Annotated in this window: 4 protein-coding genes; 2 read left to right on the plus strand and 2 right to left on the minus strand. The window is 68.0% G+C overall.

Going from position 1 to position 5,726, the window contains the following annotated elements; translation table 11 throughout:
- Positions 1 to 184: 184 nt before the first annotated feature.
- Positions 185 to 1,090, minus strand: coding sequence for a bifunctional transcriptional activator/DNA repair enzyme AdaA (locus tag ACIQ6O_RS11800; RefSeq protein ID WP_396207989.1), 906 nt, complete (start codon positions 1,088 to 1,090; stop codon positions 185 to 187).
- Between the two features lie 149 nt (positions 1,091 to 1,239).
- Here ACIQ6O_RS11800 and ACIQ6O_RS11805 point away from each other — a divergent pair, with 149 nt between their 5' ends.
- Both ACIQ6O_RS11805 and ACIQ6O_RS11810 read left to right on the plus strand, forming a co-directional pair.
- Positions 1,240 to 2,328 (plus strand): saccharopine dehydrogenase family protein, encoded by a 1,089-nt coding sequence (locus ACIQ6O_RS11805; RefSeq protein WP_396207990.1) that lies wholly within the window; start codon positions 1,240 to 1,242, stop codon positions 2,326 to 2,328.
- 137 nt (positions 2,329 to 2,465) lie between these two features.
- Entirely contained in the window at positions 2,466 to 4,040 is a 1,575-nt protein-coding gene (locus tag ACIQ6O_RS11810; protein WP_396207991.1) for a serine hydrolase domain-containing protein, read from the plus strand.
- Between the two features lie 184 nt (positions 4,041 to 4,224).
- Here the strand turns inward: ACIQ6O_RS11810 and ACIQ6O_RS11815 are convergent, their stop codons facing one another.
- Positions 4,225 to 5,571, minus strand: a complete 1,347-nt coding sequence (locus ACIQ6O_RS11815; RefSeq protein WP_396207992.1) for a metal-dependent hydrolase — start codon at positions 5,569 to 5,571, stop codon at positions 4,225 to 4,227.
- Between the last annotated feature and the right edge of the window lie 155 nt (positions 5,572 to 5,726).

A 5,726-nucleotide genomic window follows, 5' to 3' on the forward strand; every position in this document is an offset into this window, starting at 1 on the left:
TGACGCACCAGCACCACCAGCGACGGCTGCGCCACAAGGTCACGCGGTGCCACCGCAAAGAACGCGGCCGAGGCCAGCACAAACGACCAGACGGCACGACGAAGCGACTGTGAATCACGCACCATGCAACAGCTCCCGTGGGACCACCGCCGGCATCGGGTCACTGCGCCGCGACGGGGTCGGTTCAAAGGCAGGTCTTGGCGCCGGCATCGCCCGGCGCGTTTGAATGTACCACTTCACCCAGCCGTCCCTCCCGATCCAGCAACACCCGCTTCCGCTCCAATCCCCACCGATATCCCCCGAGGGACCCATCGGCGCGGAGGGCGCGATGACAGGGGATGAGCACCGCCAGGCGATTCGCGCCACACGCCGTCCCCACCGCGCGCACGGCATCGGGATGGCCGATCCCGGCGGCGATCTCTCCGTAGCTCACTACGCGCCCCGGCTTCACGCTCATCAAGAAGCGCCACACCTTGATCTGAAACGCCGTGCCGCGCACATCGAGCGGCAACGAGGGACAGGGGGCGCTGTCGTCGACGTGCGCGGCGAGCGCGTCCATCCACGCATCGAGGGGTTCACGCGCCGACTCGCCCGCCGGCTCCACCACCGCATGTGGGAAATGGTCGTGCAATCGCGCCACCAGCACGTCGCCATCGTCGCCGAATTCCACCTGACACACGCCGCGATCCGTCGCGGCCATGAGCAGCATCCCGAATCCCGTCGCGCGTACGGCATACACGATGGATTCCCCCGCGCCCCCCGCACGATACGCGGAGGGGGTCATACCGAGACCGCCGGTCACCTGTTCATACACCCGGCTCGTGCTGCCATAGCCCGCGTCGAACGTCGCCGTGAGCACGGCGTCGCCATCACGTAGCCGGGCCTTGAACTGTTCGAGGCGCTTCGCGGCCTGAAACTGCCGCGGACTCACCCCCAGCACCGCCGTGAACGTGCGCTGCAGATGATGCGGACTGAGGTGAGCCTCTCGCGCTAGTCGCGCCAGCGACAGCGCCTCGTCAGCATGCGCCTCGATGTATTCGGCGAGGCGCTGCATACGACTCACCAGGTCGGGTGACGGAGACTTGGGCATGGACGGGGGCGACAGAAGAGCACGTGACATGACGACCGGCCTTTCCAGCGTGAGGACACGGAGAGCGGATGTCACGAACGAAACACGCAGGATCCACGGCTCACACTCCGAATCGTGCGGTTTTCGTGAAATCTCTCATATTGGGGCCCATGCTGCTCATTTATGGCGCGAACGGATACACGGGCCGACTGATTGTCGAGGAGTGCGTGCGGCGGGGGCTGCGCCCCATCGTCGCCGGCCGAAACGCCGCGGCCCTGCAGGAGATCGCCGCCCGGCATGATCTCAAGATGCGGGTCGCCTCGCTGCCCGCGGCGAGTGCAGGCGGTCGTCCACAGGTGACGCCGCCTGGCGCGCTGCCGCCCACCCCTCACGGCGAGCTGTTGGCGATGCTCGAGGGCGTGACCGTGGTGCTGCACTGCGCCGGCCCGTTCTTCCGCACGAGCGCGTTGATGGTGCAGGCCTGCCTCGACGTGGGGGCGCATTACCTCGACATCACCGGCGAGATCGCCGTGTTCGAGGCATGCCGCCACCGGCACGCGGCGGCCCAGCAGCGCAAGGTCGTGATCCTGCCGGGAGTGGGATTCGATGTGGTGCCCACCGACTGTCTTGCGGCCAAGCTCGCGGCCAGGCTCCCCGGCGCCGCACTGCTCGAACTCGCCTTTGCCGGCGGAGGTGGCTTCAGCCGCGGGACGCTCAAGACCATGCTCCTCGGGGGCAGCGGCGGTGCCATTCGCCAAGACGGCCGCATCGTGCCCGTGCCCCGCGCGTGGCGCACGCGGGAGATCCCGTTCCGCGACAAGCCACGACAGGCCGTCACCATTCCGTGGGGCGATGTGAGCACGGCGGAGTGGAGCACGAAGATCCCCAACATTCACACCTACCTCGCCCTCCCCTCGAGCGCCCGCTGGGGAATGGCGGCCATGCCGCTGCTGCAGCTGCTCCTCGCGTTCCCCGCCACGCGACGGTTCGTGGAACGGCAGATCGACGCGCACGTGCGCGGCCCCAACAGGGCCGTGCGCGAACGCGCGCGCATGCAGGTGTGGGGACGCGTGACGCACCCTGACGGTCGCACCGTCGAAGACACCCTCGTGACCGCCGAGGGCTATCGCTTCACCGCCATCGCCGCCGTGGAAAGCGCGCGACGCATGATGACGAACCCGCCGGAAGCGGGGTACCACACGCCCTCGACAGCGTTCGGAGCGGACTTCGTCGACGAGGTGGCAGCGCTCTCCCTCTGAAATCTGAGACCCGAGAGTCGGCCGTGAGCGTCGAAGCGCGAGAGGGAGACGCGAGCCCCTCGACTCTCCCTCTCAATTCTCGTATCTCACCTCTCACATCTCGTTGACGCCGGGCGCCGCCGGTTGCACATCTGTGCATGCCCCGATTCTCCTCCGCCTCCCTCGTCGCGCTGCTTGCCGCCTCCACGGCGAGCGCCCAGTCCAGCGTCGCGCCCCCGCCCTCATTCGATCTCCCCGATCGCGTCGAGCGGCTCACACGCGCCATTCCCGCCGTCGACAGCGTCATGCGCGCCTTCATGGAGCGCACGCGGGCGCCCGGTATCGCCTATGGTGTCATCGTCGACGGCAAGCTGCTGCACGTGGCGGCGCACGGGCTGCGCGAAGTGCCCAGTGGCGCGAAAGTGGATACGAGCAGCGTGTTCCGCATCGCGAGCATGACCAAGAGCTTCACGGCGCTCGCCATCCTCCAGCTCCGCGACGCGGGCAAGCTGGCGCTCGATGATCCGGCCGAGAAGTATGTGCCGCAGCTCAAGGCCCTGCGCTATCCCACCAGTGATGCGCCGCGTATCACGGTGCGCCACCTGCTCACGCATGCGGCCGGGTTCCCCGAGGACAATCCGTGGGGCGACCAGCAGCTAGCCGCCAGCGACGATGACCTCTCGCGCATGATCACCGAGGGCATCCCGTTCTCCAACGCCCCGGGCATCGCGTACGAGTACAGCAACTTCGGGTTTGCCATCCTCGGACGCATCGTGGTGAACGTGAGCGGCATGCCGTACGCGCGCTACATCCGCGATCGGGTCCTGCGCCCGCTCGGCATGACCAGCACCACCCTCGAAGCGCGCGACGTCCCGGCCAACCGGCTGGCCCACGGTTATCGCCTGCAAGACGGAAAGTGGCTGGAGGAGCCGCCGCTTCCCGACGGCTCGTTCGGCGCGATGGGCGGTATGCTCACCAGCAGCGCCGATCTGTCGCGCTGGGTGGGGCTCATGCTCAGTGCCTGGCCGCCGCGTGACGGGGCCGAATCGCCCGTGCTCAAGCGGTCGTCGCTGCGGGAGATGCAGCAACTGTGGCGCAACGCGGGCGCAACGGTCGCGCGTACGGCAAACGGGATGACGCTCAACAGCGGTGGCTACGCCTACGGCCTGCGCGTCTCGCAGAACTGCCTCTTCAATCACATCGTGGCGCACAGCGGTGGTCTGCCGGGCTTCGGCTCGCAGATGCGCTGGCTCCCCGAATACGGTGTCGGCATCATCGCCCTCGGCAATCTCACCTACACCGGCTGGGGCCCGCCGCTCGATGCCGCATTCGAGGTGCTCGCCCGCAGCGGCGGCCTGGTGCCGCGCACCGTGCGCCCGTCGCCGGTACTCACCGCCATGCGTGACCAGGTCACACGCCTCGTCACCAACGGTTGGAGCACCGCGCTCGGCGACAGCATCGCCGCGATGAACCTCTACAAGGACGAGAGTGCCACGCGTCGCGACGCGCAGATCAAGCGCCTCGTCACCGCGGCCGGCGGCAACTGCCGCGCCGAAGGACCCCTGTGGGCCGAAAACGCCCTGCGCGGCGAATGGAAGGTGGCGTGCACCAACGGGAACCTGCGAGTACGCATCACACTGGCACCGACCACGCCCGCGCGCGTCCAGCAATTCGACGTGACAGAGATGAGAAACGACGAACGGATCGGGGCGCTACCGACATGTCGTAACTGACGTCTCAGGGCCCGAGCATCGAGAGCGAGAATTGACCGAGCAGAGGGAGATGCCAGCCCGGATAGAAGCGAGACGTCAGCGTCCTCGAGGTGAGAAGCGAGAAACCACACCCTCGCTTCCCACTTCTGAGCGGCGGATGTCTCGCTTCTATCCGAACTCGTTTCTCACCCTCGTGCTAGGAGTCTCACTCTGACCTCTCGGATCTCCCCCTCTCATCGCTCATCACATCGAGCCGCGGGGGCCGCCAGGTCGGTATCCACGCGCCCTCCATCCCGCACTCCCCCCTCACCGGCACGAGCACTTCGCTGAAGCCGCCCCCTCCCACTCCGAAGCGCGCATCGCTCAGCAGGAGTTCGCGGTCACTCACGCGCTGCCACACCGGCACGCGCATGAAGCGAAGCGCGGCCTGCACTTCGCAGCGGGTGCGCGCGAGTGTCTGCAGGGTTTCGCGCGGGGCGCTCCACGCCGAACGCCAGGCCACCTGCGTCGTCGCCGCGAACGTGGCGGCCCTTCGCGCACTAAGCCCGCCCAGCACATCGCTCCCGATGCGTCCCGTGCGATAGCGCGCTTCGCACGTCGCGAGCGGGCGGACACCGGCAAACGGCGCCGCGAACGCCGTGCTCACGCGATAGGTCGTGCCGTCGGTGCTCATCACCACCGCCGACCAGCAGCCCCAATCGCCGGGACCGGGATTGAGCGAGACATCGAGCACCCGCTCCTTCGCTGCCCCCCCCTCCACGGCCGCACGCACGGCGGCATCCGCGCGTCCCGATGCCGCGAAGAATCCCGCCGTAACCAACGCCCAGGCGCCGAGTCCGCTCGCCGTACGCCCCAGCGCCGACAGTCGCCACTGCAGCAGCGGCCACGCCGCCGCGAAGACCACGAGCATCAAAGCGACGTCACGCGCCACCTCGCCGAGCAGCAGCGTGGCCGCGAGGATGAGCGCGAAGCCCAGTGACAGCACCACGCGCCCCACCCGCGATGGCCGGTTCCAGAAGAGAGCGGGAATACTCACCAGCCACAGCCACGGTTCCACGATGAACACCGCATCGCCGTAGTACCACCGGTTGTCCAACGGCCAGAACGGGTGCACGCCATAGCTGTTCGTGTAGTCCAGCAGCAGATGCGAGAGTGTCCCGATGAGCGCGACGACCAGCAGTGCGCGACTGACGTGGGCGCTTTTCACGCCAGCGCCCACCGAGCTCGCGTCGTCTCCGCTCGCGCCACGCACGCGGTTTTCCCCACGGTACACCCACACCCTCGCCACCACCCACAGGACCACCGCGCTGATCACCGCCCACACGATTGTATGGGTATGGCCGCGATGATGCAGCAGGTAGCCGAGCGGGCCCATGCGAAGCACCGGCCCGGAGTAGAGGAGATCGCTGTCGGGAAACTCGGCGGCGACGACGCCGAGCACACTCAGGGCGCGGCGCGCCCGCGAGGTGACGCGTACGCCACGCCGTTCCAGCCAATGGCCGGCGGCGTCCGCCACAAGCAAGCCTGCGAGTCCATGCGTAATGTTGTCCACGCCTGCAAATGCAGATGCACCACGGCCGATGTCAACCGCCCCCGTGGCGCGCAGGGGGCGCCACGAACGCGCTTACATCGGCGGGTAGCGTCGCTTCCATTCTGGCCCGGTGCTGTGGCCCGTGGCCAGATCTTCGGCCATCTCCTCGATGACGT

Origin of the sequence: Gemmatimonas sp. (assembly GCF_044345575.1) — a bacterium.
In the GTDB taxonomy this organism is placed as follows: domain Bacteria; phylum Gemmatimonadota; class Gemmatimonadetes; order Gemmatimonadales; family Gemmatimonadaceae; genus Gemmatimonas.